Annotated in this window: 21 protein-coding genes; 17 read left to right on the top strand and 4 right to left on the bottom strand. The window is 44.2% G+C overall.

Translation table 11 applies throughout. The features are described from left to right. Nucleotides 1-36 precede the first annotated feature (36 nt). Nucleotides 37-393, bottom strand: coding sequence for a hypothetical protein (locus IGI73_RS13245; RefSeq protein ID WP_005228172.1), 357 nt, complete (start codon nucleotides 391-393; stop codon nucleotides 37-39). 165 nt (nucleotides 394-558) lie between these two features. Between IGI73_RS13245 and IGI73_RS13240 the strand changes: the two genes are divergently transcribed. The 6 genes from IGI73_RS13240 to IGI73_RS13215 all read left to right on the top strand — a co-directional run bounded on the left by IGI73_RS13240 (nucleotide 559) and on the right by IGI73_RS13215 (nucleotide 5,952). Next, on the top strand, nucleotides 559-1,434 hold the full coding sequence (locus IGI73_RS13240) for an SPFH domain-containing protein (RefSeq protein WP_010750000.1): 876 nt from the start codon (nucleotides 559-561) through the stop codon (nucleotides 1,432-1,434). 3 nt (nucleotides 1,435-1,437) lie between these two features. Next, nucleotides 1,438-1,935 carry an LURP-one-related/scramblase family protein gene (locus tag IGI73_RS13235; protein ID WP_005233908.1) on the top strand — a complete coding sequence of 166 codons (498 nt, stop codon included), beginning with the start codon at nucleotides 1,438-1,440 and terminating at the stop codon, nucleotides 1,933-1,935. Between the two features lie 19 nt (nucleotides 1,936-1,954). Then, nucleotides 1,955-2,827: a fructokinase ScrK gene (gene scrK / locus IGI73_RS13230; protein WP_428206704.1), complete on the top strand. Its 873-nt coding sequence runs from the start codon at nucleotides 1,955-1,957 to the stop codon at nucleotides 2,825-2,827. A 99-nt stretch (nucleotides 2,828-2,926) separates the two neighbouring features. After that, nucleotides 2,927-3,676 carry an alpha/beta fold hydrolase gene (locus IGI73_RS13225; RefSeq protein WP_015510359.1) on the top strand — a complete coding sequence of 250 codons (750 nt, stop codon included), beginning with the start codon at nucleotides 2,927-2,929 and terminating at the stop codon, nucleotides 3,674-3,676. A 107-nt stretch (nucleotides 3,677-3,783) separates the two neighbouring features. Beyond that, nucleotides 3,784-4,746 carry an oxygen-dependent tRNA uridine(34) hydroxylase TrhO gene (gene trhO, locus IGI73_RS13220; protein ID WP_010749997.1) on the top strand — a complete coding sequence of 321 codons (963 nt, stop codon included), beginning with the start codon at nucleotides 3,784-3,786 and terminating at the stop codon, nucleotides 4,744-4,746. A gap of 267 nt (nucleotides 4,747-5,013) precedes the next feature. Further along, nucleotides 5,014-5,952: a 2-dehydropantoate 2-reductase gene (locus IGI73_RS13215; RefSeq protein ID WP_005228196.1), complete on the top strand. Its 939-nt coding sequence runs from the start codon at nucleotides 5,014-5,016 to the stop codon at nucleotides 5,950-5,952. A 111-nt stretch (nucleotides 5,953-6,063) separates the two neighbouring features. On the opposite strand, the gene IGI73_RS13210 is transcribed toward IGI73_RS13215, so the two are convergent. Next, nucleotides 6,064-6,852 carry a PHP domain-containing protein gene (locus IGI73_RS13210; protein ID WP_060791485.1) on the bottom strand — a complete coding sequence of 263 codons (789 nt, stop codon included), beginning with the start codon at nucleotides 6,850-6,852 and terminating at the stop codon, nucleotides 6,064-6,066. Nucleotides 6,853-6,984: 132 nt separating this feature from the next. Between IGI73_RS13210 and IGI73_RS13205 the strand changes: the two genes are divergently transcribed. The 10 genes from IGI73_RS13205 (at nucleotide 6,985) to IGI73_RS13160 (ending at nucleotide 17,729) form a co-directional block, all read left to right on the top strand. Beyond that, nucleotides 6,985-7,851 (top strand): AraC family transcriptional regulator, encoded by an 867-nt coding sequence (locus IGI73_RS13205; RefSeq protein WP_005228201.1) that lies wholly within the window; start codon nucleotides 6,985-6,987, stop codon nucleotides 7,849-7,851. Between the two features lie 234 nt (nucleotides 7,852-8,085). Then, on the top strand, nucleotides 8,086-9,159 hold the full coding sequence (locus tag IGI73_RS13200) for a Gfo/Idh/MocA family protein (protein WP_005228203.1): 1,074 nt from the start codon (nucleotides 8,086-8,088) through the stop codon (nucleotides 9,157-9,159). A 30-nt stretch (nucleotides 9,160-9,189) separates the two neighbouring features. Continuing rightward, entirely contained in the window at nucleotides 9,190-9,942 is a 753-nt protein-coding gene (locus tag IGI73_RS13195) for a sugar phosphate isomerase/epimerase family protein (protein ID WP_428206702.1), read from the top strand. Next, a complete protein-coding gene (locus IGI73_RS13190; RefSeq protein WP_005228207.1) occupies nucleotides 9,939-10,658 on the top strand; it encodes a ThuA domain-containing protein in 720 nt (239 codons plus the stop codon). The genes IGI73_RS13195 and IGI73_RS13190 overlap by 4 nt, the downstream gene beginning before the upstream one ends. Next, on the top strand, nucleotides 10,655-11,623 hold the full coding sequence (locus IGI73_RS13185; RefSeq protein ID WP_005228209.1) for a sugar phosphate isomerase/epimerase family protein: 969 nt from the start codon (nucleotides 10,655-10,657) through the stop codon (nucleotides 11,621-11,623). Before IGI73_RS13190 ends, IGI73_RS13185 begins: the two co-directional genes overlap by 4 nt. Nucleotides 11,624-11,647: 24 nt before the next feature. Beyond that, nucleotides 11,648-12,676 (top strand): Gfo/Idh/MocA family protein, encoded by a 1,029-nt coding sequence (locus IGI73_RS13180; protein WP_428206700.1) that lies wholly within the window; start codon nucleotides 11,648-11,650, stop codon nucleotides 12,674-12,676. Between the two features lie 513 nt (nucleotides 12,677-13,189). Continuing rightward, entirely contained in the window at nucleotides 13,190-14,116 is a 927-nt protein-coding gene (locus tag IGI73_RS13175; RefSeq protein WP_015510334.1) for an alpha/beta fold hydrolase, read from the top strand. 125 nt (nucleotides 14,117-14,241) lie between these two features. Next, nucleotides 14,242-15,321, top strand: coding sequence for a 3-phosphoserine/phosphohydroxythreonine transaminase (gene serC, locus IGI73_RS13170; protein ID WP_428206698.1), 1,080 nt, complete (start codon nucleotides 14,242-14,244; stop codon nucleotides 15,319-15,321). Then, nucleotides 15,322-16,506 carry a phosphoglycerate dehydrogenase gene (locus tag IGI73_RS13165; protein ID WP_115232786.1) on the top strand — a complete coding sequence of 395 codons (1,185 nt, stop codon included), beginning with the start codon at nucleotides 15,322-15,324 and terminating at the stop codon, nucleotides 16,504-16,506. Continuing rightward, nucleotides 16,506-17,729, top strand: a complete 1,224-nt coding sequence (locus IGI73_RS13160) for a DUF1015 domain-containing protein (RefSeq protein WP_428206696.1) — start codon at nucleotides 16,506-16,508, stop codon at nucleotides 17,727-17,729. The genes IGI73_RS13165 and IGI73_RS13160 overlap by 1 nt, the downstream gene beginning before the upstream one ends. A 42-nt stretch (nucleotides 17,730-17,771) precedes the next feature. On the opposite strand, the gene IGI73_RS13155 is transcribed toward IGI73_RS13160, so the two are convergent. Both IGI73_RS13155 and IGI73_RS13150 read right to left on the bottom strand, forming a co-directional pair. Further along, nucleotides 17,772-19,121, bottom strand: coding sequence for an Nramp family divalent metal transporter (locus IGI73_RS13155; RefSeq protein ID WP_034857503.1), 1,350 nt, complete (start codon nucleotides 19,119-19,121; stop codon nucleotides 17,772-17,774). A 157-nt stretch (nucleotides 19,122-19,278) separates the two neighbouring features. After that, complete coding sequence (locus tag IGI73_RS13150; protein ID WP_428206694.1) at nucleotides 19,279-21,621, bottom strand: ATP-binding cassette domain-containing protein; 2,343 nt, start codon at nucleotides 21,619-21,621, stop codon at nucleotides 19,279-19,281. Nucleotides 21,622-21,759: 138 nt separating this feature from the next. On the opposite strand from IGI73_RS13150, the gene IGI73_RS13145 reads away from it, so the two are divergent. Further along, on the top strand, nucleotides 21,760-22,245 hold the full coding sequence (locus tag IGI73_RS13145; RefSeq protein WP_010749984.1) for a MarR family winged helix-turn-helix transcriptional regulator: 486 nt from the start codon (nucleotides 21,760-21,762) through the stop codon (nucleotides 22,243-22,245). Nucleotides 22,246-22,308 lie beyond the last annotated feature (63 nt).

Here is a 22,308-nt window from a genome sequence, read left to right as displayed (position 1 = left end):
AAGCAAAACGTGCCCGTGGCCGTTTTGCTTTTTTGTTTAATCTAGTACGTCATCACTTTCAACGATTTCTTCTGAATCCAGTTCAAAATCAGGTGCTGGATGCACACGCTCAGGCAGCTCCATTTCTAACTCGCCTTCTTCGGTGTATTGGTTGTCGGTATCGGCAACGTCAACTAAAATTTCTTCAGGAAGCTCTTGTTCCAACCGATAGCCTTCTGCATGACGTGCATCGAGTAATTCCAAAAGATGTTGCCACTCGTCTTTCGAGATCACTACAACATCAATGCCATCTTTGTTTTGTACCTCTACAACAGAGGAAAGATCGGTGCCGACCGTTTTAATGATCGATTCCAACGACCATTTACTCGTTTCTAAGTCAATTTTTTGTGCCATAAGAATTACCCCTTTTTTGAGAAAAATTTTGTCCTACCTTAATTGTAACGGGAAAGTTGCAGAAAACAAAATAGCTTGATTGGGAATCGTCCCTGATATGCGCAAGAACATTTGCACAGCGGCTTTAACCAAGGTAAGATAAGAGCAAGAAGGGAAGGAATAAAAATGACAGAAAAACAGACATTTCATGTGAATGGGTATTTAGCACTGGTTGTGCTGATCGGGTTATTAGTTGGCGGCGGTTATTTGTTTTATCATGGGTTCGTAAATGAGAGCGTTCTCGAAATCGTTCTCAGTATTCTTTTATGGATCGTTTCGTTTCTGTTCCTTAGTTCGTTAACGATCGTACAGCCCAACCAAGCCAAAGCGATCCTCTTTTTTGGGCAATATTTAGGGACCATTAAAGACAACGGCTTATTCGTGACAACCCCCTTAACCCAAAAAATCAATGTTTCATTGAAAGTCCGTAACTTTAACAGTTCGCTGTTGAAGGTCAATGATTCAGACGGAAACCCGATCGAGATCTCGGCGGTGGTGGTTTTTAAAGTCGTAGATACGGCGAAAGCATTGTTTGATGTCGATTATTACCAAGATTTCATTGAGATCCAAAGTGAAACAGCGATTCGTCATATTGCGACGCAATACCCGTATGACACGTTCAATGACGATGATCTGACGTTGCGAGGCAATACCAATGAAGTTTCTGAAGAACTGGCAAAAGAATTGCAAGAACGATTGGCTGTTGCTGGGGTCGAAGTCATAGAGACCCGCTTAAATCACCTCGCGTATGCGACTGAGATCGCTAGTGCGATGTTGCAGCGCCAACAAGCTAAAGCAATTTTATCAGCACGGCAAATCATTGTTGAAGGGGCCGTCTCCATGACACAAATGGCGTTAGAACAAATCGAAGACGGACAGGACATCAATTTCACAGATGACCGCAAAGTCCAACTGATCAATAATTTATTGGTGTCGATCATTACCGATAAAGGCACGCAGCCGGTGATCAATACGGGCGATGTCAAAGAGAAAGGAGTGTAGCATTTGAAGAAACTTTACATCAAACAGAAGGTTTTCAGCATCGGTGAAAAATTTACCGTCACTGATGATTTACAAAACCCTCGCTATTATGTCGAAGGCAGTTTTTTTAAGATCCCGAAAAGTTTTACGATCTTCAATGAGCAGCAGCGACCGATCGCGGAGATCACCAAAAAAGTGTTCAGTTTATTACCGAAATTTTTTGTGGAAGTCCACGGCCAAGAAGCGATCGTTTTAGAAAAACATTTCACATTTTTTAAAGCCCGCTATTCCATCAGTGCAGAAGGCATCGATGTGGACGGCAATTGGTGGGATATGGATTTTGTGGTCAACCGCAACGGCAAACGGATCGCAGAGATCCACAAAAAATGGATCTCTTGGGGCGATACCTATGAAGTTGTGATCTATGAAGAAGATCTAGATGACCTGATCATTGCATTAGTGGTAGCCATCGATCGCGTCAAAGCAGATGATGCCGCAGCGTCAAGTTCAGCAAGTAGTTAGAAAAAAAGGAGCGATGTGCATGTTATACGGTTCGATTGAAGCAGGCGGCACAAAATTTGTGTGCGCCATTGGCGATGAAGAAATGACAATCAAGGAAAGAGTGAGCTTTCCGACAACGACACCTGAGGAAACAATGGCTTTAGTCATTGGTTTCTTCAAACAATACCAAGCAGATTTAGCAGGGATTGGGATTGGCTCATTTGGGCCCATCGATATCCATCGCGATTCTGCCACTTATGGGTACATTACCTCGACCCCGAAATTGGCATGGCAAAATTTTGATTTCATCGGTACCATGAAAAAAGAATTTCCGATCCCGATTTCTTGGACAACAGATGTCAATGCGGCTGCCTATGGTGAGTATGTCTTCGGCAGTGGCAAAGGATTGAGTAGTGTCGTTTATTACACGATCGGTACAGGTGTTGGCGGCGGTGCCTTACAAGAAGGGCGCTTTATCGAAGGCTTTAGTCATCCAGAAATGGGGCATATGCTGGTCGTCCCTCATCCAAAAGATGACTTTGCTGGCAGCTGTCCATTTCATGGCAACTGTTTAGAAGGGATGGCTGCTGGACCCGCCATCGAAAAACGCTTAGGGAAAAAAGGTCAAGAGGTTGCAGAAGATGATCCTTATTGGGAAATCGAAGCCTCCTATATTGCTCAATGTGCCTACAATACAACCTTGATGTTTTCTCCAGATGTGATCATTTTTGGCGGTGGTGTGATGAAACAACGCCATATGCTGCAAAACGTCCACGACGCATTTGCAAAATTGGTCAATGGGTATGTCGAAACACCTGAGTTAAGCAAATATATCGTGACCCCAGCATTGGAAGACAACGCTGGAACCCTCGGTTGTTTGGCATTGGCTCGAGAAGCGGTCTTACATTCATAAATAAAAAAAAGATCATACTCTTCGGGTATGGTCTTTTTTTACAGCGTATCAGTGGCGCTTTTGGCGACTTTTTGTATACTTAAGCTGAGGTGGAAAAGAATGAAATTAGCTGTTCGAAAAAGAAAAATCGGGAATATTCCGGTCTTAGAAGTCGTACCTGAAGAAATGATTTATGAGCCGCTGCCATTGATTATTTACTACCATGGCTGGCAGACGAGTAAAGAATTAGTGTTGACACAAGGCAGAAAGTTGGCTAGAGAAGGTTTTCGGGTGGTCTTGCCAGATGCAGCCAATCATGGGGAGCGCAAGACCCAGCTATCGGAGATTCCTTCTTTAACTTTTTGGCAAAGTATCCAAACCAATCTATTTGAGTTTTCTTACTTAGTCGATTTTTTTGAAAACCTTGGTTTGGTCAACGGTCAGATCGCAGTTGGCGGAGTCTCTATGGGAGGGATGACCACGTGCGGTTTATTGTGTCAGCATCCAGAAATCACAGCGGCAGCTTGTATCATGGGTTCTCCTTCCATGTTGAAATACCGTGACCGCATCCAAATGCACGCTGGCGCTGCTGGGTTCTTTGTACCCGAGGATTATGGTCAGCTTTTAAGCTGGATGGATGCTTACGACCTGTCTTCTCAACCAGAGAAATTGGGACAGCGTCCTCTTTTGTTTTGGCATGGTACCCAAGACGAGAAAATTCCTTATGGTGATGTGGAAGCCTTTGTGGCAGAAAATCCAGAAGCAAATTTGCAGTTTATCTCGCGAGAAGAACGCCATCTGGTACGTGGAGAAACGATGGATCAAGTCACAGCTTTTTTCGTGGCAGAGCTCAATAAAACCAATCCATGACACTGTTTGCGCAAGGAAAAAGATTGTGTGAAAAGGTACAAGCATAAAACTCGTTTTTTGTCACGTGATAACCTATACTGTAGGGTGCAAAAAAAGGAGGAATTGGTTTGACATACCGCGTTTTATTATTTTATAAATACACAACAATTGAAGATCCGGAAAGCTTCGCCAAGGAGCATTTAGCATTTGGAAAAGAAATTGGCATCAAGGGCCGTATTTTAGTAGCCAATGAAGGGATCAATGGCACACTTTCTGGAACGGTTGAAGCAACGGATCGCTATATGGAAAAAATGGAAGCTGATCCCCGTTTTAAAGGGATTTTTTATAAGATTGACGAAGTAGAAGAACATGCGTTTAAAAAGCTATTCGTTCGTCCGCGTAAAGAATTGGTTTCATTGAACCTTGAAGACGACATCGATCCATTAGAAATGACTGGAAAATATTTAGATCCTAAAGCGTTCAAAGAAGCGTTGTTAGATGAAGATACCGTGGTGATCGATGCCCGTAACGATTATGAATATGATTTAGGCCATTTCCGAGGAGCCGTTCGTCCCGATATCCGCAGCTTCCGTGAGTTGCCGCAATGGATCATCGATAATAAAGAAAAATTCATGGATAAAAAAGTCGTTACTTATTGTACTGGTGGTATCCGTTGTGAAAAATTCTCAGGCTGGCTGCTGCGAGAAGGCTTTGAAGATGTGGCCCAACTCCATGGCGGTATCTTTGCTTATGGGAATGACCCAGAAGTTCAAGGTGAGCTTTGGGATGGGAAAATGTACGTCTTTGATGAACGCATCAGTGTGGAAATCAATCATGTAGATAAAAAAGTCATCGGCCGCGACTGGTTTGATGGGACACCTTGCGAGCGCTATGTAAACTGTGCCAACCCAGAATGCAATCGCCAATTCTTAACTTCTGAGGAAAATCAGGCTGCCCATTTAGGTGCCTGCAGCTATGATTGTGCCATCCACGAACACAACCGTTACGTGGAGCAACATGGAATCACAGAAGCAGAAAAAGCTGAACGGTTAAAAAACTTTGCAACAAAAAATGAAACAGTCACTGCCTAAACCGACAACTGTTTCACAGGAAATGAAAGATTAAAAGAGTCGCACGTGAGTCCGAAAACTGGCTTAGCTCAGTCAGTTTTTCCACCTTCCGTGCGGCTTTTTTGAATGGACAGAATTGGAAACGATTGTTTTTTAATTATCTGAAAAATCTAACTATTCCAATTGTTCTTTTTTCTTTCCTATCGAGAAAAAAACGCAAGGCTCTCGCATATTTCACGATTTTAGAGTAAACTATACCTAATTGTGGAAGAGGAAAGAGGAATTCAGATGAAAATTGTTATTGCTGGTGCAGGTGCTATGGGCAGCCGTTTTGCTATTATGCTAAAAAGAGGCGGAAATGACGTCACGTTGATCGACGGCTGGCCTGCGCATATCGAAGCGATCCGTGAACACGGATTACGAGCGAACTTAAACGGTGAAGAGATCGCAGTCCCTTTTTCGATCTATTCGCAAAATGAGATCCCAACGACTGTACAAGCAGACTTGATCCTGGTCTTTACTAAAGCGATGCAACTGGATCAAATGATGCAAACGATCAAACCGATGATCGGAGAGCAAACGAAAGTCTTATGCTTATTAAACGGGATCGGTCATGAGGACACGATTGAAAAATATGTTAGCACGGATAAAATCTTTTTAGGAAATACCATTTGGACGGCGGACTTGATTGGTCCTGGTAACGTTCGCTTGTTTGGGGATGGTTCTGTAGAACTGCAAAATATCGAACCGGGGAAAGAAGAAGATGCCCGTCAATTGGCGGCAGTCTTGGCTGATGCTGGGTTGAATGCGTCTTATTCTGAGAACATCCGTTACTCCATCTATCGCAAAGCCTGTGTCAACGGCACCCTAAACGGCTTGTGCTCGATTTTAAATGTGAATATTGCCCAATTCGGACAAACCTCAACAGCGCGTGCGATGGTCCAAACGATCGTGGAAGAATTTGCGGCAGTTGCTGCCCATGAATCTGTTGAACTGGATGTATCCGAAGTAGTCCACCATATTGAGGAAACCTATGATCCAGAAGGCATCGGAATGCACTATCCATCCATGTATCAAGATTTGATCAATAATCATCGCAAAACCGAGATCGATTATATCAATGGCGCAATCTCACGAAAAGGCCGCAAGTACCAAGTGCCAACGCCTTATTGCGACTTTTTGACTCAAATGATCCATGCTAAGGAAGATATTTTAGCAGCAGAATAACCTAAGTAAATCTATTCTAAAAATACAAAAACGGCGTATCCTTTTAGGGTTCGCCGTTTTTTTGTCCATTTATTGAAAATGTGTTGTTGTAGAGTGCATTCAAAGGTGGCGCTATTGAGCAGGCAGATCCGCCATAAACCGTTCGCTACCTTGAAAGACCGCTAATTGATTGACACCAAAGGAACGCAATAGATCGCTCATCGCTGCAAAATCTAACCGATAGTCACTGGCTTTATGGGCATCAGAGCCGAGGGTGAACAATTTGCCACCGACACTTTGATACAGCGGGATAGCATATTGATAAAGGTGGGCATTTTGATAGGGGCCAAAGCTCTTCGCGTTGATTTCCATCGCTAAGTCACGGGCAACGATTTTTTTGAAGATCGTCGTTAACTCTGTTTCAAAATGGGCGGCCAATTCCTCAGCTGTAAATTGGAAACGACGCAAGCCATAATCAAAGTGGGTCACGATGTGCCCGTCAGAAAACGAGTCCAACACGTGGGCCATTTGGTCAAAGTATTGTTTGGCGACTGCAAATTTGTCCTTGTTCAACACGGCATCGTCCATATAATCAAAGGTACCGTTTTGATGGATACTGATCAATTTCAAGTCATAGGGATGGCTTTCAAGATAGCGCAAGATTTCTTGTTCTTGACCAGGCACGACACCAATCTCAATGCCTTTTAAGAGTTTCGTCGCTGTGGTCTCTTGCAGCTTCTGGTGGGTATTTACTAGTAATTCATAGTCAGGAATATCATCACGGAATCCCGAATAGGGGTTCTTCAAATCGAAATGATCTGTCGCAACGAAGTAGGCAGGCTGGTAAGCAAGATAATTCTCAAACTGTTCATCTGAATCAAAAGACAAAAATGTATGCAGATGTTGATCATAATAATTCATAAACAAGACTCCTTTTCTTGAATACGATACCACAAAAAAGCAGAAGAAACTATGATTGGCTGAGAAAAGGTTTTCTCTTGGACAATTTTTCGCTTATAATAAATAAGAATAGAGCGAAGGAGTCGGTCAGCCATGAGTATGTACCTTGAAATTCCTGAATTTGAAAGTGAATTTCGTTTTCGAACGTTTCTAAATGATGGTTTGACCATCGTTTACCCCCATGTCCATAAAGAAATCGAGATCATTTACGCTAAGCGCGGCACGGTCAATATTGGTGTTGACGATACGATCATTGAGTTGGAGGAAGGGGATCTGTATCTTTTTTCCAGCGGGCAACCCCACTATTTTCTAGCATCGCCTGAGAGTGAACGCTATGTCTATCAATTTGATATGAAGCTTTTTGAAGAGCCGTTGCTTCGAGAAAATGAAGTATCCTTGATGACACTCTTTGAAGAAGGGGAGCCCCACAGCAAAAATTGGCCAACGAGTTTTACGGAAAAAATAACAGGTCTCTTGATCGAGTTGTATCAGTTGGAAGAGGAAAATGTTGTTGGGAAGCGTTATTTGACTCTCGGGCTGCTTTACCAGTTGATTGGGGAGTGCTATCAAGGTTTGCCAAAGCGCAAACAAGCCGTCAATCCGCTAAAACGAACGGCCGCACAATACAAAGAAACCTTGCAGCGTCTGAATGATGTCTTTGAGTACATCGAATCTCATTACCAAGAAGTCTTGACGATGGAGGACACCGCTAGACATGTAGGGTTTAGTCCACATTATTTCACGCGTTTCTTTAAAACCAATACTGGCAAGACCTTCATGCAGTTTTTGACGGAATATCGCATCAATCAAGCCAAATTTATCTTGGCCAATGAAAAGATCCCCATGGCAGAAGTCGCTGAAAAAGCAGGTTTTGCCAGTGTCAAAACATTTCACCATGTCTTTAAGGAAGCCGTTGGTCAATCACCGTTGCAGTACCAGAAACAACTGAATCAAAATTGATAGAAACAGCCGATGAGCCTTTGCTTGTCGACTGTTTTTTTGTCATTTTGGCACTATTTTTTTCTCGATAGTGTTTTTTTAAGCGCTTTGCATAAATTGTGGAGTGGTTCTTTTTGTTAAAGTTTCATAAGATAATTTTCGGGAATTTTTTCAATGGAAACTGGGAAGAACTGCTTTCGATGTTTCGCTATAATGAGGAGGTAGAAAATAATAAGCGTTTTCAGGAGGAAAGATATGACAGTTAAAGTTGGAATCATTGGGTGCGGTGGGATCGCAAATGGCAAGCACATGCCTGCCTTGTCTCAAGTAGAAGAAGTAGAAATGGTTGCCTTTTGTGATCTGCTGGTTGAACGTGCAGTTGAAGCGAAATCAGCATTTGGGACTGAAGATGCCCAAGTATTCAGCGATTATCAAGAAATGTTGGCACAAGCTGATCTAGATGTGATCCATGTGTGTACACCAAACGCCTCACATGCTGAGTTGACGATTGCCGCACTAGAAGCGGATTGTCATGTCATGTGTGAAAAACCAATGGCAAAAACAGCGGCAGAAGCCAAAGCAATGATCGAAGCAGCTAACCGAACAGGGAAAAAACTCACGATCGGCTACCAAAACCGTTTTAGAAAAGATTCTCGTTATCTTCATGAAGTGTGCGCCGAAGGACAATTAGGAAACATTTATTTTGGGAAAGCTCATGCGATCCGTCGTCGGGCTGTGCCAACTTGGGGTGTTTTCCTTGATGAAGAAGCGCAAGGCGGCGGTCCGTTGATCGATATTGGTACCCACGCATTGGATCTGACCTTATGGATGATGAACAATTACAAACCAAAATTTGTTGTCGGAAAAGCGTATCATGAGTTGTCGCAAACCAAAAATGCCGCAAATGCTTGGGGTCCTTGGGATCCAGAGAAATTCTCAGTAGAAGATTCGGCCTTTGGTTTTGTGGTCATGGAAGATGGCGCAACGATTTTCTTAGAAGCTAGCTGGGCGCTCAACAGCTTGGATGTGAAAGAAGCCAAAACGACACTGATGGGCAGCAAAGCGGGTGCGGATATGAACAACGGTTTGACCATCAACGGAGAAGACCACAGCTTGCTGTATGAAAAAAATATCGAACTTGAAACAGGCGGCGTTGATTTTTATGAAGGAAACGGGGAAACGCCAGAAATTTTAGAAGCGCAATCGTGGATCCATGCGATCATCAACGATACCGAACCAGTGGTCAAACCTGAAGAAGCAATGGTCGTGACGGAGATTTTAGAAGCGATCTACAAATCATCGCAAACCGGTGAGCCAGTCTACCTATAAGAACTGCTGGAAGAAAAGGAGCGAGCATAAATGACAAAACCGAAAATCGCTTTACAGCTTTGGAGTATTCAAGAGGACTGCAAGACAGATCTTTTTGAAGCGTTGAAAACAGTTAAACAAAACGGCTATGACGGTGTTGAATTTGCCGGTTATCATGGACACAGTGCTGCTCAGATCAAAGAAATGCTGGAGCAATTGGATTTGGCGGTCGCGGCTTCCCATATCCCGTTTGAAGCATTGCGAGATCGTTTTGAAGAAACCGTCACTTTTGAAAAAACGATTGGCAATCAACGGATCGTCATTCCGTATGCCAGTTTTGATTCTTTGGAAAAATGGGAAGCTTTTGCTGCGGAGCTGACCCAGATCACCCAAAAGTTGCAAGCAGAAGGGCTGACTTGCTACTACCACAACCATGCCCATGAATTTACTGAAGTTGCTGGAGAATCCATGATCGATGAACTGATCAAAGACAATCCGCAACTGCGTTTGGAAGCCGACCTTTACTGGTTAGCCTTTGCAAACGTGGCTGTTTTACCTTGGCTAAAGGAACGCGAAACGAAGGTCGGCTTGGTTCATATCAAAGATATGCAAGAGCAGCCGCAGGAAAGCACCGAGATCGGCAATGGGCTTTTACCAATCAAGTCGTATGTAGAAACAGCTAAAGCATTAGAACTACCATGGTTGATCGTCGAGCAGGAAGCGTTTCAAAAATTCGCTCCTTTAGAAGCCAGCGGGATTGATTATCTGCAATTAAAAAACATCGTAGAGGAGGTCTACCAATGATCCATGTTACGGTATGGAACGAGTTTCGTCATGAAAAAACGAATGAGACCGTCCAAAAAATGTATCCAGAAGGAATCCATGGTCAAATTGCCAAGTTTTTAGAAGAGGATGATTTCCAAGTGCGAACGGCGACCCTTGATGAACCAGAACACGGGTTGACGGAGCAAGTATTGGCTGACACGGATGTGTTGGTTTGGTGGGGCCATATGGCGCACGAAGAAGTCGATGATGCTATCGTTGCTCGTGTGCAGCAGCGTGTATGGGAAGGAATGGGACTGATCGTCTTGCATTCTGGTCATTTTTCGAAAATCTTTAAAACCTTGATGGGAACGTCGTGCGATTTGAAATGGCGAGTAGACGATCAGCATGCGCGGATCTGGAATGTCAATCCAAGCCACCCAATTGTTGAAGGAGTCGGCGAATGGATCGAACTAGAGCAAGAGGAAATGTATGGCGAGCACTTTGATATTCCAGCGCCGGATGAATTGATCTTTGTCAGCTGGTTCCCTGGTGGTGAAGTTTTCCGTAGCGGCTGTACATTCCGCCGTGGGAATGGCAAGATCTTCTATTTCCAGCCTGGTCATGAGACATTCCCAAGCTATTACAATCCCAAAGTGCAAAAAGTGATCCAAAATGCGGCTCGCTGGTGTGCACCAACAGAAAATCGTTACCCAACATATGGGCATTTTCAAGCAATTGAGGAGGAAAGAAAATGAAATTAGGTGTTTTTACCCCGTTATTCAATCAACTTAGCTTCGAAGAAATGATCGATGAAGTAGCGAAAAAAGGGCTGCAAACCGTCGAGATCGGTACCGGTGGTTCTCCAGGCAATGCCCACTTAGACATTGACCGTTTACTAGCAAGTGAAGCAGAGCGAAAAGAATACTTAGCGAAATTAGCTGATAAAGGATTGGAAATCTCAGCTTTGAGCTGTCACAACAACCCAATCTCTCCATTAAAAGCAGAAGCGCAAGAAGCCGATGAACTTTTGCGCAAAACCATCAAATTAGCCAGCTTAATGAATGTACCTGTTGTGAACGGATTTTCAGGCGTTTCAGGCGGAAATGCAACAGATACACAAGTCAACTGGCCAGTATTGCCATGGCCAACGGAATACGATGACAATTATAATTATCAATGGGAACAAAAACTGATTCCTTATTGGAAAGGCATCAACACGGAAGCGGAAGCGGCTGGTGTTAAAATTGGGATCGAACTTCATGGTGGCTTTTTGGCACATACCCCTTATACGATGTTGAAACTGCGGGATGCTGCGGGGAAAGCCATCGGCTGTAACTTGGATCCAAGTCATTTATGGTGGCAAGGGATCGACCCAGTGGCAGCGGTCAAAATCTTAGGGGAAGCCGATGCGATCCATCACTTCCATGCCAAAGATACGTATTTGGACCAAGACAATATCAACATGCATGGCTTGACGGACATGCAGCCATATAGCAATGTCAAAACCCGAGCTTGGACCTTCCGTTCAGTCGGTTGCGGCCACAGCTTACAAGTCTGGTCAGATATTATTTCTGCGCTTAGAATTTATGGGTATGATTATGTCTTGAGTATTGAACATGAAGATCCAATCATGTCCATTGATGAAGGACTGACTCGTGCCATCAGTAACTTGAAGACGATTATGATCCGTGAAGAAGCTTCATCCATGTGGTGGGCATAAGAAGAAAACCGAGGAGTGTCAGACATGAGTGCAATCAATTTTGCAGTAATCGGATATGGCGGCATGGGTGCGTACCATGTCCACAATATCTTACCAAATGAAAACGAACGAATCCACATCGTAGGAACTTACGATATCAATGAAGAACGTCAAGCGATCTCCCAAGAAAAAGGCCATAAGATCTTTAAAAGCTATGATGAAGTCTTAGCCGATGAGACGATCGAAGCAGTATTGATCGCCACACCTAATGACTTGCACAAAGAGTTATCGATCGCTGCGTTGAAAGCCGGCAAACATGTTGTTTGCGAGAAGCCTGTTGCGCTGAATACTGCGGAACTAGATGAGATCGTGGCGGTTGCCCAAGAAACTGACAATACCTTTATGGTTCACCAAAACCGCCGTTGGGATCCTGATTTTCTACTTGTACGCGAACTGTACCGTAATGGACAGATCGGTGATTTGTTCCAATTAGAGTCACGGGTCCAAGGGGCAAACGGCATCCCAGGAGACTGGCGCCATGTGAAAAAACAAGGCGGGGGAATGCTTTTAGACTGGGGCGTTCACTTGCTGGATCAAATGCTATGGCTGATCGACAGTCCAGTGAAAGATGTTAAAGCGGATCTTAGCTTTGTGTTGGGGGAAGAAGTCGATGATGGGTTCTTCGCTTTGATTACCTTTGAAAATGGGGTCAAAGCAATCGTGGAAGTTGGAACCTCCAATTACACGCAATTGCCTCGCTGGTACATCAAAGGAACAGAAGGAACAGCCACCATCACCGATTGGGATCTAAATGGGGAAATGGTGCAAGCAACAGGTCGCGAAGATGTGGCAGCACCAAAACCAGTCCAAGCAGGCGTCGGCTTGACGAAAACGATGGCACCGCCATCGGAATTGGCAGCCAAAGAAATTCCTTTCCCGAAAGCCGAAGCGGATTTTGAACCTTTCTACAAGAATTTTTACAACGTTGTACGCAACGGTGCCGAACCTATCGTTAAAAACGAAGAAGTCCGAGCAGTGATGCAGTTGATCGAACGTATTTTTGCCACAGCGTAAGAGATAGAGGAAGCAGCTCTTTATCCATGTAACCGAACGAGTGCGAGAAGCAAAAACTGGGAGAGAATGATGTTCATTCTGTCCCAGTTTTTTTATTTCTTGACATCATAAGTGACCCATAATCATGTGAAGGGGAAACAATTTTCAAAAAGAAGCTTTGGTTAAGGTACTTGATGTTCAGTTAAAGAATACTGTTTTGAATGGTTTGGGTTAGTAGGATCACTCGAGGTATCTCGATCTATACGCTTATTGGTTAGATAAGCGAGGCGATAGCTAGGCAAGTTGTCGCTAACCCACACGCTTGGAGTTGCAACAAGCGCACAATAGTCACTCTTACCGCAAATAGGGGTGGCTATTGTGCTACATATGTTTGAACTTCTCACGTTTCGCGTGGTTTTTTTATCCTTGAAAATTCCCAACTCCTACCGCCATAGCCTAAAATTCCATGTATAATAAAGAAAACGACCGTTTTATTTGGCGAAGGGAAAAGAAAAAGCAAAAGAGGTGCGAACTATGAGGATGAATCAAGAAAAGCTGACTTCATCAAATGGGAAGGATCAGCTTTTTGTCAAAACGTGGCTGCCAGAAGAACAGCCGAAAGCAGTCGTGCAAATCGTTCACGGAATGATCGAACACATTGAACGTTACCACGAGTTTGCGGAATGTTTGACTGCGCAAGGCTATGCGGTGGTCGGTCATGATCACTTAGGGCATGGGCAATCCGTGAAAGAAACACAGGCCTATGGGCATTTTGGTGAAAAAGAGGGCGCCAACTATTTAGTGGCAGATGTGGGAGTGGTCCATCAGTACGCAGCTGCTTGCTACCCAGACCGACCATACTTTATCTTAGGGCACAGTATGGGGTCGCTGGTGTTGCGAAATTATTTGTTTAGTCAGCCACATCCATTGTCAGGAGCAATCATCATGGGCACCACGATGGAAAAAGCCGTGCTGATGCAAGGAGGCAAACTTGTCACGAACTTGTTGCGCCCGTTTGCCGCTCAGCAATGGCCTTATCACGTAATGGAACAGCTGGTTTTTGGCCAGCACAACCGGCGTTTTCGTCCCAATCGGACCGCCAAGGATTGGTTGACCAGTGATCCGCAACAAGTGGATCGCTACTTGAAGGACCCTTACACGCAATTTCATTTTTCCTTAGCGGCTTACAAGGATCTCTTTACATTGACGCAAGCTGCCAGTGATCCGGATCAACTGCGCAGGATTGATCCAGAATTGCCGCTGCTCTTGATTTCAGGTGCAGATGATCCTGTGGGGCACTATGGCAAAAGCGTCCGCCAATTGGCTCAGCAGCTGAAGCAAAATGCTGACGTGACGATGTATTTGCTTGAGCAGGGACGTCATGAGATTTTGAATGAGCGCAACCGCGAGATCGTTTACAATGAAATTTCTCGCTGGCTGTTTGAAAAAATGCCGAAATGACGAACGTTAAGAAATTGGTAGTCTTTTCTGAAAATTCAAAATTATTTTCTCTTTTAAGGCTTTTTTCATTTTCGGCTATCTGTTATAATGATTTTCACATCTAACATAAAGGAGAGATTTTTTGTATGACAGTTTATAACTTTTCAGCTGGTCCTGCCGTATTGCCCCGTCCCGTATTGGAGAAAGCACAATCCGAACTTTTGAATTACCGCGGAAGTGGGATGTCCGTTATGGAGCTGAGTCATCGGTCCTCCTTGTTTGAAGCGATCATTAAAGATGCAGAAGCACTTTTACGAAAATTGATGGGAATTCCTGAAAACTATCAGGTACTGTTTTTACAAGGCGGCGCGAGTCTCCAATTCAGTATGATCCCTTTAAATCTTGCGCAAAACAAAAAAGCCTTATACGTAAATACCGGTTCTTGGTCGAAGAAAGCTATTGAAGCAGCAAAAGCGCTTGGAAACGTGACGGTGGAAGTTGTTGCCTCTAGTGAGGATCAAAACTTTACCTATATTCCAGAAATTTCAGAAGATGCGATCGATCAAGAAGCGGCTTATTTGCATATCACCACGAACAATACCATTGAAGGGACGGCCTTTCAAACGATTCCGCAGGCTGGCAACGTGCCGATTGTAGCGGATATGTCCTCAAATATTTTAGCCAATGACTATCGCGTAGAAGACTTCGGTGTGATTTATACTGGGGCCCAAAAGAATATTGGTCCTGCAGGGTTGACGGTAGTGATTATCCGAGAAGATTTACTCAATGATGATGCTGTCTTCGCTCCAATGCTGGATTATCGTCTACAGGCTAAAAATGACTCATTGTACAATACACCACCAACGTATGCTATCTATATTGCTAAATTGGTGTTTGAATGGTTGGAAGAATTAGGCGGCATTCCTGCCATTTTAGAACAAGACCGCCAAAAAGCGGCGCTTTTATACGAAACGATCGAAGCCTCTGCTCTTTACAGTAGTCCTGTGGCTGTTGACAGCCGCTCACTAACGAATATTCCTTTTGTGACAGGGGATAAAGCATTAGATCAGCGCTTCAATGAAGAAGCTGTCAAAGCTGGCTTTGAGAACTTGAAAGGGCATCGTTCCGTTGGAGGAATGCGAGCAAGCTTGTACAATGCCTTTCCATTAGCTGGCGTTCAAGCGTTAGTCGACTTTATGAAATCATTTGAAGCGGAGGTCAAATAAATGTTCCAAATCAAAACATTCAATGCGATCGCACCAGAAGGATTACAGCGTTTAGAAAAAGAAAAGTATGCCATCAACGAAAGCGACCAACCGCAAGGGATTTTGCTGCGCAGCCAGAAATTGCACGATTACGCTTTTCCTGAAAGTGTCTTAGGTATTGCCCGTGCAGGGGCTGGGACCAACAACATTCCCGTCAAAGCATGTACTGAAAAAGGGATCGTCGTCTTTAATACGCCAGGCGCCAATGCCAATGCGGTCAAAGAATTAGTGATCGCTAGTCTGCTCTTAAGTGTCCGTCCGATTTTACGAGGTGCCCAATGGGTCCAAACCTTGAGCGGTGATAATGTGGAAGAACAAGCAGAAGCGCAAAAAAGTCAATTTGCTGGAACAGAGTTAGAAGGCAAAAAGTTAGGAATCATCGGCCTTGGTTCTATTGGAGCGATGGTCGCCAACGATGCTTATCGTCTAGGGATGGAAGTAGTCGGTTATGATCCTTACGTGTCAGTGGATACTGCTTGGACGATCTCTCGTCGGGTCAAGCGTGCCAATGATATTGCGGAAGTCTTTTCAACCTGTGATTTTATTACGGTTCATGTGCCGCTAATGGAAAACACGCATCATCTCGTCGGGGAAGCCGAACTTGCGAAAATGAAACCAACAACGAAGCTATTCAACTTTTCTCGTAAAGAAATCGTCGATACAGATGCCGTTTTACGTGCGTTAAAAGCCGACCGTTTAGCTGGCTATACGACTGATTTTGCGGATGAACAATTGCTGCGCAATGAAAAAGTCCTCGTCTTGCCGCATTTAGGTGCATCAACAGAAGAAGCTGAAGTCAACTGTGCCAAGATGGCAGCCCGAACATTGAAAAAATTCTTGGAATTTGGAACCATCAAGCGCTCGGTGAATTTTCCAACTGTTGAGATGGCCTTTCATTCGCCTTATCGTCTGACGATCATCAATCGCAATGTACCGAATATGTTAGGTCAGATTTCATCGATCATTGCGGAATCTGGGATCAATATCGACAATATGCTGAATCGTGGACGGGAAGACTTTGCTTACACCTTAGCCGATGTCGCTTCTGAAGATGAAGCCTTATTGAATCAATTAGCCGATAAACTGCGGGAGAACGAAAACATCGTTCGTGTGCGGGTCATCAAGAATCAGGAGGTTGGGTATTAATGGTTCAAGTATTTCCGTTTAAAGCCATTCGTCCAGAAGCCTCATTGGCAGAAAAAGTGGCCGAGCTGCCGTATGACGTGGTCAATTCACAAGAAGCCGCAGCGTTTGCGCAAGGCAATCCTTACAGCTATTTCCACATCGACCGTTCGGAGATCGACTTGCCAGGAATCGATCCTTATGATCCTCAGGTGTATCAAAAAGCGGCAGAAAATCTTGCATCTTTTCAAGAATCAGGCTGGTTGATCCAAGAAACGGCGCCCGCATATTATTTGTATGAATTGACGATGGCTGGTAGAAGCCAAACGGGGCTTGTCGCTTGTACCTCGATCGATGATTATGTCGCTGGGAAAATCAAGAAACACGAGTTTACCCGTCCAGAAAAAGAAATCGATCGGATCAATCATATTCTGGCATGTGATGCCAATACAAGTCCGATTTTCTTGAGCTATCGCCAACCAGCAGCAGTCAAAGAAGCGATCGATGCGTGGCAAGCAGAACATGCGCCAATCTATGATTTTGTTAGCTATCATGAGGTGCAACATCGTGTTTGGCTGATCGATGATCCAGCGCTAGTCGCCTCTTTTGCCCAGCAGTTTCAAGCTGTAGATGCCCTTTATATTGCGGATGGGCATCACCGCACAGAGTCAGCAGTCAAAGTCGGCTTGCAAAAGCGAGCCGATGGCCAAAGCAGTCAAGAAAGCGACCGCTTTTTAGCGATCTTATTCCCAGAAAATGAATTGGCGATTTGGGAATACAATCGGGTTTTGCGGGTACCAGTGCCAGATACCTTTTTTGAGCAGGCAGCCCAACATTTTACGATTCGAGAAACTACAAGGAAGAAACCAGCGCAACGTGGTTCGATTCATCTGCACCTAAACCAAGCGTGGTGGGAGTTGACCATCAAACCGGAAGCTGTGCCGCAAGATGCGGTAGGACAGTTGGATGTGTCGCTTTTACAACAATACGTGCTGGCTGATATTTTCGCGATCCAAGATGTGCGGACAGACAAACGCGTTGATTTTGTCGGCGGAATTCGTGGTCCAGAAGAATTGGAACGTTTGGTATATAGCGGAGAATGGACATTGGCCTTTTCCATGTATCCAACGCAAATGGCCGATCTTTTGGCAGTCGCCGATGCGGGAGAAATTATGCCGCCAAAATCAACTTGGTTTGAACCAAAACTGTTGAGCGGTCTGTTTTTACATGATTTAGAAACGAATTAACCAAAAAAAGCTTACGAGGCTAGCTCGTAAGCTTTTTTTCTATTAGAAGTTGCCGAGTGTTTCGATGATCAAGCGGACATTCAAGACCGTCAGTGCAATGGCACAGATCCAGCCTAAGGTAGAGACCCATAGCGGATTCTTGAAGCGTTCCCCCATGATTTTTTTTGAGCTGGTAAAAAGAACCAACGGAATCATCGAAACGGGTAAGGCGATGCTTAAAAAGACTTGCGAATAAATCAGCAGATCGTCCAAGGCTTGTTCGTTGCCGCCAAAGTAAATCGTACAAAGCAAGACGGGGATCACCGATAAGCCACGGGTGATCAGACGTCGCGCCCAAGTAGGGATCTTCATATGGATAAATCCTTCCATCACGACTTGCCCCGTCAGTGTCCCAGTGATCGTTGAATTTTGACCAGATGCCAAGAGCGCCACGGCAAACAGAACGCTCAAGACTGGACTGGCGACAGCACCAGCAATGGAGGAATCTTGCAAAGCATCAAACAGCGCGGAGAAGGTGCCGACTTCTTCACTATGACCAAAGAACAAGGCGCTTCCTAAGATCAAAAGCAGGCAATTGACCAAAAACGCAGCGGATAACTGGATGTTGGAATCCCAAGTAGCGAACCGCACGGCCGTTGCCACTTCTTGGGTATCGCTGCGATCGATTTTTCGTGACTGGGAGATCGAAGAATGCAGATAGAGATTATGCGGCATCACAGTCGCACCAACGATCCCCAACGCCATTGTCAGCTGCCCATGGTTCAAGACTTGCTTTTGGGGAATAAAGCCTTGCAAGACAGCAGGCAAATTTGGTTGAGCAATAATGACTTCGTAACAAAAGACCAGCATAATGACCAAAATCAGTGTCATGACGATCGCTTCGATTTTTCGGAAACCCAATTTCATTAAAAAGAGCAGAAGCAGTACATCGAAAATCGTTAAGATGACCCCAACTAATAAAGGTAAGCCAAATAGTAGATTGAGAGCGATCGCTCCTCCGATCACTTCCGCGATATCCGTTGCCATGATAGCCAATTCGGTGACGATCCACAAGACAAAGCCTAAGCCTTTGCTGGTGTGTTTACGAGTTGCTTGCGCAAGGTCCATCTGGGTCACGATCCCTAGCTTGGCTGCCATGTATTGCAGCAGCATAGCGATCAAACTGGAAATCAAGATCACAGAAAGTAAGAGATAGCCATATTCAGCACCGCCTCCGATCGAGGTGATCCAGTTTCCTGGGTCCATATAGCCCACGGCTACCAATGCCCCAGGACCAGAGAACGCTAAGAGATTGCGCCAAAAGCTGCCGTTTTTTGGAATGGCAACTGTATTATTTATTTCTTCCAAGCTAGGACCGTTGGCCGCTTGGATCAATTTTTTTTCTTCATTCATCGTTTCACGTCCTATCTTTTTAGGTATACCTAAAAACAAATCTATTGTATTCCTCATTTATGAATTTTTCAAGAGAAACCTTTTGGAAGTCGGAAGGAAAGGACAAAAAAACAGCAGCCAAAGGAATGGCTGCTGTCTGTTGGGTTTTCTTATAAAATTAGTCGGCGCGTAAAGCGATCGCTGCATCTTTTTTCGCTGCCATTCGAGCTGGTATGTGGCCGCCGATCATCGTTAGGACGGTGCTGACAGCAATCAAGATCAGGCCGTGGACCGGATTTAATTGAGCAACATTTTCCAGATCAGTCATACTATATAAGATCGCGTTGATCGGGAATGTGGCTAACCAAGCAATCAGGACACCTAAAGCTCCTGAAGCGATCCCTAAAATACAGGTTTCGGCATCAAAGACGCGGGTGATGTCTTTTTTACGAGCACCTAATGCTTTTAAGACCCCAATTTCTTTCGTACGTTCTAGCACAGAGGTGTAGGTGATGATACCGATCATGATCATGCTAGTTACCAAGGAGATCCCTGCAAAAGCGATCAAGACGTAGGTGATGGCATCCATCAAGCCACCAGTCAATTGAGTCATCGTACCCGCTAAATCGGAATAAACGATTTGGTCTTCTTTGTCTTTGCCTTTGTTGAAGTCATCCAAGTAATCAAGGATTTTTTCTTTGGCACTGAAATCATTCGGATAGATCATAATGCTGTTTGGTAAATCACTGCCGCCAAGATAAGCGATCAATGAATCTTTGGCACTTTCGTCAACGGGTTCATTCGTCATCACGTTGGTGTCGCTGTCTTTTTGTGCTTGGACGATCGCTGAGTCTTGGTTTTCTTTGATGACTTCTTGCGCGAGGGCATCACTGTAGGCAATGCCAGTTGACAGCAAGTTCATCGTAGAGTTTTGCTTGATACGTAAGATTCCGCTGATCGTTAATTCTTTGTTGTTACTGTTATCGAAAACGTCATTTAAATCTTGATTTGGAATGAAGTTTCCAGTTGGTAATTCGGTGTAAAAGGCATCATTAGACGCCAATGTGATTTTTGTTCCCACGATATCGTCGAAGGACACCGTGTCGCCATCTTCAATGTCAAAACCGAGATTGATCAATGCATTGACATTCGTTACGTTGTTTTCATCGACGATCAAAACGACATCTGTGCTGGCACTTGGGTAGCTGCCTTCTAAAAGGTCGTAGTTGTCTTTTAAGAAATTGCCGTTATCCTCTGATAACTGCTCGGGGAAAGTCGAAACCCCAATCCCGGTGGAGGCACTCATGGCAGACATCATGGCATTGGTCTGTTCATTGTCAGGTGATGCATTGGAGAAGCTGACTTGTTCCACAGTATCATCGATCTTACGGAAAAGGTTCAAGGAAGTGGAACGAGTGTAGCCGATATTGTTGCTTAATTCAGGATCAATGTCGTTGATGTAATCGAGAAACTCTTGATCGATTTTATTGATATGGGTTGCACGATCCGCATCACTTAATTTGGCAGTGACTTCTTTATCTGAAGGGAAATCTTCCGATTTCTCCCGCGTCCCCATGGCTGATGGATCTTGTTCAGTGGCTACTTGCGAGATCGTGATCGGAAAACGAGCTAATGTTTCTGACTGGGTATTGTCGATTTGTTTTTGGAATCCCGTTGACAGTGACAAAACAATGGCGATTCCGATGATCCCGATACTAGAAGCAAAGGCTGTCAAGAAGGTGCGCCCTTTTTTGGTGCGGATATTGTTAAACGACAAACGTAAGGCAGTCATGAAACTCATTTTTGTGTGTTTTAATTCGAATTGGTCTTTCTTTTGTCCTTCGACATGAGGGTTCGAATCTTTAATGATTCGTCCGTCTTTGAACTCAATGATCCGTCCAGCGTATTTGTGCGCCAATTCAGGATTATGAGTAACCATGATGACCAATTTTTCTTTTGATAGTTCTTGGATCAGTTCCATGATTTGGACACTGGTCTCTGAATCCAAGGCACCTGTTGGTTCATCACAAAGAAGGATATCAGGATCATTTGCTAAGGCACGAGCGATCGCTACCCGCTGCATTTGACCACCAGAAAGCTGATTTGGTTTTTTGTGCATATGCTCAGCTAAGCCCACACGCGTCAAAGCATCGGTTGCTTTGGCGCGTTTTTCTTCTTTTGACACACCGCTCAAGGTCATCCCAAGCTCGACGTTGTCGATGATGCCTAAATGACTGATCAAATTGTAGCTTTGGAAGACAAAGCCGATCGAATTGTTCCGATACGCATCCCAGTCACGATCTTTAAAGGATTTCGTTGATTTGCCGTTGATGATCATATCACCAGAATCGTAATTATCTAAGCCGCCGATCACGTTCAACATGGTTGTTTTCCCAGAGCCGCTTGGCCCTAAAATGGCAACAAACTCTTGTTTACGAAAGGCGACGGAGACACCATCGAGGGCTTTTGTAGTACTGGCGCCAACCGTATAATACTTCTTGATATCTTTTAATTCTAACATGCTGTCACTCTTTTCTTGCCGTTTTCACGATTATTTTCATTATGTAACCACGCTATCATAATGGTTAACAAAAATCAACGATTATCATTGTTTAAACAAATAATTTATACTAAACTAAAGACAGAAAAGAGGGAGAGTATGGAAAAAGCGTTAGGAACATTCAATATGGCGGTATTTGCGGAGATCTTTTCGCTGATGGGAAACATATTGTTTGAAGAAATCGGTCTGGAAGATTTAAAATTGACCAAAATGGAAATCTTGGAACTCGTGGTGATCTCTAGTAATGAAGGAATCACGATGTCCGAGTTGGCCCAGCAAATCGGTACGTCAAAAGTCCAAATCAGTCGTTCGATCTCGGGGTTAGAAAAGGCTGGCTTTGTGGTCCGCAAAACCAACGGCGTCAATCGCCGCAACGTCAATGTTTATTTGGAAGAAGCTGGGAAGCAGTTGTTTGTCCAAAAGAAAAAACAAGTGGAAGACCGCTTGAATGCCAAAACCGCTCAAATGGCTGCAGAAGATATCCAGCAGTTGAGTCAGTCGTTGACGGAAGCAGTGGGGATCTTGCGGAAATATGACATTTTACGGACTGGCAATCAATGTGAGAAAAATACGCCTTTTGATTAAAAAAGGGCGAAGCAATCGTTTGCTTTTTAATTACTGAATTAATTTCATATTAACTTATATTAT

This window comes from Enterococcus sp. DIV0755f (assembly GCF_051713725.1).
GTDB classification, from domain to species: Bacteria; Bacillota; Bacilli; order Lactobacillales; family Enterococcaceae; genus Enterococcus_D; species Enterococcus_D casseliflavus.
Note: the sequence above shows the minus strand (reverse complement) of the source record. Positions and strands in the feature narration are given on the sequence as shown.